Annotated in this window: 2 protein-coding genes; both read left to right on the top strand. The window is 20.1% G+C overall.

Annotation, left to right across the window (positions count from 1 at the left end):
- Positions 1–106 precede the first annotated feature (106 nt).
- The gene (locus R4K56_RS14490) at positions 107–466 is read left to right on the top strand and encodes a hypothetical protein (RefSeq protein ID WP_335757808.1); all 360 of its coding nucleotides are present in this window, start codon (positions 107–109) and stop codon (positions 464–466) included.
- A 217-nt stretch (positions 467–683) separates the two neighbouring features.
- Complete coding sequence (locus tag R4K56_RS14485) at positions 684–3,731, top strand: tetratricopeptide repeat protein (protein WP_335773175.1); 3,048 nt, start codon at positions 684–686, stop codon at positions 3,729–3,731.
- Positions 3,732–3,765: the final 34 nt, after the last annotated feature.

Here is a 3,765-nt window from a genome sequence, read left to right as displayed (position 1 = left end):
AATTACATAGTATATTTTTTTAATAAATAAAAAATATTGGGAACTTTTATTAATATTTATACGTCTAATTATAAAAATAAAAAGAAATTAGTTTAAGGATAAAACTATGAAACGTATCATCATAGCGGCATTTATCACTGTTATTTTATCAGTATCATTATTTGCAAATGAAAATTATTCTTATTATGAACCTTATACTTATTTTATTTATAATGAAAATTCATTAACACAAGAACAATTATCACAAATAAATCATTTAAAAAATGAATATCAGCCAAAGATAGAAAAATTAAGGAAAAAAATGTATTTAGAAAAAACTAAAATGAATTTAGAAATGGCTAAACAAAATCCTGATAGTATCATTATCAATAATTCTATAAAATTAAATATGGAATATAATAGACAATTAAAAACAATAATAAACGAATTTTTATCTGAATATAGAAAAATAAAAAATAATAACTGACATTTCTTAAAGCTCTATTTTTATAAAATGTGGGAGGCTATTTTTAGCCTCTCTTTTTTTTATTTTTTTTAATAAATAATATATTCAAATAAATATTTTTTTATGTATAATATACATATATGTTTTATAAAGGTCAGGTTATGAATAATATTTCAGCTGTAGTAAATATATATAAATTATTCAATATAATTACAGCTTATAAAAATTTAGGTATATTATGAACTACTATAATTTCATTCATAACATGAAAGCCGATATCAGTTTTTCATTCCTTAAAAAACTCAATTTTGAAACATTTGAAAATAATGACTTATTCTTTTATGATTATATAGAAAAATTAAAAAAAGACAATTACCTAAATTTAAGATATAAAGTTGCTATAATTCAAAGTATAATTGATTCATATATAGATGAATGTGCCTACAATGGAGATAATGAAAGTTTTGAAAATGTTGTAGGAAGTATCAACTCTGTATTAATAAGAGAACCAAATAATTTATATGCAAGAAATAAAGCAGCATTCCTATATTATACAAGATATATTTATGACTATGATGATATTTATTATGATATAGCAATGGATCATATAAATAAAATTATAAAAAATGCAAATGAAATCACTTATTTTATTTTGGCAGTACTATATCAATTCAAATATATTAATACTAAAGATAATGAATATTTTAAAAAATCTTTATCAAATTATAAAGAAGTATTATCAAGATATGGAAATGATATTAATTTGAATTATGATATTTATTTATTGTATAAAGCAAAATTTCCAAACCTTGAAAATTATTTTGATATGGCTTCAGATATTTATAGTGATATGGTTGATAGTGATAATATATTTGCATTATGTGATTTAGCTAAATTATACAGAGATAAATTTATATCTACACAAAACTCTGATTACTATTTGAAAGCAGTAAATTATTATATTGAAATTTCTTATATAACATTAGAAATTAATATGTTTATTAATCTAGGCTATCTGCATGCCTTGATGTTTAAATTCAGTAATGACTTTCATTTTTATGATGAATCAATTTCAGTTTATAGTCAGTTGGAAGAAAGCAAAATATATGATGATACAATTCATAATCATTTAGCACTTCTATACACTATAAAATATAATGTAACAAAAAGCAAAGAAGATTTTGAAACTGCTATGAATTATTATACTAAGGCATTAGAAAATAATAAATATATGTATTACTTTATGGCTTACTTATATTTGATATGCTACAATAATACAAGCGATGATTTATATTTTAATGCTTCTTTTTCTTATTTTAATCATTTAGATTTAGATGATGTTGATATATTAAATTCTATAGCCTATTTATACGAATCAAAATTTAAAATAACAAAAAATAAAGATTATTTTGATGAAGCTATATACTATTATAATAGAGCATTAGCCATAGACAGAGATTATTTATTTACTTATATAAATAGATTTGAATTATATAAATTAGCTTTTCATTATTTTGATGATCATAATTATTTTACATTTATTATTCATGATTATGAAACATTATCTAATGACGGACATTTATATAATAATAAAGTTTTAGAATATTATATTAATCATAATATAGGCTGCTTCTATTATAATTTATACTGCAATAGTTTAGCAGAAAAAGAATTATGTTCAAATGTTAATTCAAAAGATGAACTATTCAATAAAGCCTTATTATTTTTTAAAGCTTCAAATTCTTTTATTGCCATAAGTGATTTATACAGACTTAAATATATAGACGAACATAATACAAATAAATATTTTGATTTAGCTTTATACTATGTTGATAAGAATATAGACGTATTTAGATATGATACAAGAAATCTATCACAAAAAGCAATAATATATTATGAAAGATATAAAATAACAAAAGATATGAAATATTTTGAAAGCTCTTTAGAATATTTTGATTATGCTTTAAATTTAAATAAATATGATAAAACTCTATATTATAATTTAGCTTTGCTTCATCATTTCAGAATAACAGAAAGTAAATTTGAAGATTATAAAATAGCAGAAAAAAATTATCTCGCTGCAATAGATTTAGACAATTCATATTATAAAGCTATAGAGAATTTAGGATTTTTATATTCTATAATTTATAGTGTATATAATGTTGATGGAATATTTAATAATTCTTTATCATGTTTTAATAATATACTTACTAATGATGAAACTTCATTAATAGCATTGGAAGGAATAGGAGATTTATATAATTTAAAAATACAAAATAACAATAATATAGATAAACTAAGCAAATATGATTATCTTCTTAAATGCTTGGAATATTATGACAAGGCTTTATCTTTAGGAGTAGGAATCGATTCTATTTATGAAAGATTAATAAATATTTATTATCTTTTATTCAATGAATACGGAGATATGATTGTTATTGATGATTATTTTGATAAGTATATAAATCTTTTGCATATTAATAGAGATTTGGCTAATAAATATTTATTCATATTTAATAATGTAATGTTTAAAATTCATCAAAATAATAAATACTTAATAAAAGCAGGAAAATGTTTAAGCAGTTTAAATATGAATATATTCTCTATTAGATTATGCATTAGCTTTTTTAAATATTTATTTGATATTACGAACAAAATAAAATATGCTTTATTTACCTTATTTTATTTGGAATACATATCCAATATAGATAGAAACAATATAGATTATTATTTCGATATTGGAATGCTTTATTACAAAGTTTATTTAAAAACAGGAAATTACGAATATATTATAAATTCCTTTCATTGCTACAGCAGAGTTTTAGACATTAATCCAAAATACCCTAAATGCAATTTTAATAGAGCCTTGATATTAAAACATTTATTTGAAAAAACTCTAAAAATAGAATATATAGAAAATGCATTTGAAAATTTAATTCAATCTATAAAATTAGGCAATATAGAAGCCTATTCTTTGATTGGAGATATATACCTTCTTCTTTATAAAAAATATGAGAAGGAAGAGAAATATTTAGATAAAGCCGTAGAAAATTATAATCTATCTATAGAAAATAAAGTTTATGGAAAGAATGGTTATGAAGTATATTTTAATTTAGGAATTTGCTATTATTTCAAATATAAAATGAATAAACAAATACAAGATTATTTTAATACATCATTATCATATTATAAACAAGCTTTAAGTATAAGCCCAAAAAATATAAAAATTAACAGATTTATCAAATATCTTTATATAGTAAGGAAAATAATACCTCCGTCATCATAAATAATATTATTATTCATAGAAATTTATTATCAAA

Source organism: Brachyspira pulli (assembly GCF_036997785.1).
Taxonomy (GTDB): Bacteria; Spirochaetota; Brachyspiria; order Brachyspirales; family Brachyspiraceae; genus Brachyspira; species Brachyspira pulli.
The sequence above is the reverse complement of the archived record's forward strand: the minus strand, read 5'-3'. Positions and strand labels throughout refer to the sequence as shown.

What these genes read in the sequence shown, in the direction of transcription:
- R4K56_RS14490 (WP_335757808.1), top strand. Translation starts at nt 107, where the DNA reads ATGAAACGTATCATCATAGCGGCATTTATCACTGTTATTTTATCAGTA.
- R4K56_RS14485 (WP_335773175.1), top strand. Translation starts at nt 684, where the DNA reads ATGAACTACTATAATTTCATTCATAACATGAAAGCCGATATCAGTTTT.